The organism is Thalassolituus alkanivorans (assembly GCF_020447205.1).
In the GTDB taxonomy this organism is placed as follows: domain Bacteria; phylum Pseudomonadota; class Gammaproteobacteria; order Pseudomonadales; family Oceanobacteraceae; genus Venatoribacter; species Venatoribacter alkanivorans.
The window spans coordinates 1-881 of record NZ_JAJAEL010000023.1; the positions used below are offsets into that span (position 1 = coordinate 1).

General features: G+C 49.6%; 1 protein-coding gene. It reads right to left on the reverse strand.

Annotation, left to right across the window (positions count from 1 at the left end; genetic code table 11):
• The coding region (locus tag LGT44_RS08905; RefSeq protein ID WP_268866428.1) for an IS481 family transposase at nt 1–881 on the reverse strand (881 nt) is incomplete at both ends.

The following is an 881-nucleotide window of genomic DNA, read 5'->3' on the forward strand; positions in this document are numbered from 1 at the left end:
GTGTTCGGCCGCAGCACATTTTACCCTGATGGGTTCGTTCATTGTTGTAATATTCCAGCCACTCGTCCAGATCTTTCTGTAGCTCATCCAGAGACTGATACAGTTTTTTCCTGAAAGCGACCTGATAAAACTCCTGTAAAATCGTCTTGTGAAAACGCTCGCAGATACCATTCGTCTGCGGTGATTTAACTTTCGTTTTGGTGTGGTCAATATCGTTAATCGCCAGGTACAGCTGATAATCATGCTGCTCTGGTTTGCCGCAATATTCCGTGCCTCTGTCGGTTAAAATACGCAGCATCGGGAGCTCCTGAGCGGCGAAGAACGGCAGTACTTTATCATTCAGCGTATCGGCCGCTGTAATCGGCGTTTTCGTCGTATACAGCTTGGCAAACGCATATTTGCTGTAAGTATCCACGAAGGTCTGTTGATAGATACGGCCAACACCTTTCATATTGCCTACGTAGAAGGTGTCCTGCGAGCCCAGGTAGCCCGGATGGTGCGTTTCTATCTGACCACTGACCTCCTCATCCAGTTTCTTCCGCTCCAGCGCAGCAACCTGATCTTCAGTAAGAATGATTCCTTCCGCTGCGACTTTGGCCTCCAGAGCTTTCAGGCGTTTCCTGAAGTTCTCCAGATCATGACGGAGCCAGATTGATCGAACACCACTGGCCGATACAAATACACCGCGCTTTCTCAGTTCGTTACTGACCCGCACCTGACCATGGGCCGGGTGTTCAACGGCGTAAGCAATAACAGCATCTTCGATGGCAGGATCTACACGATTCTTGCGGTTTGGAACCCGGCGGTTTTGATTGATCAGAGCATCAACTCCACCCTGTTCAACGGATTGCTGGTAACGATAGAAGGTATCCCGCGACACA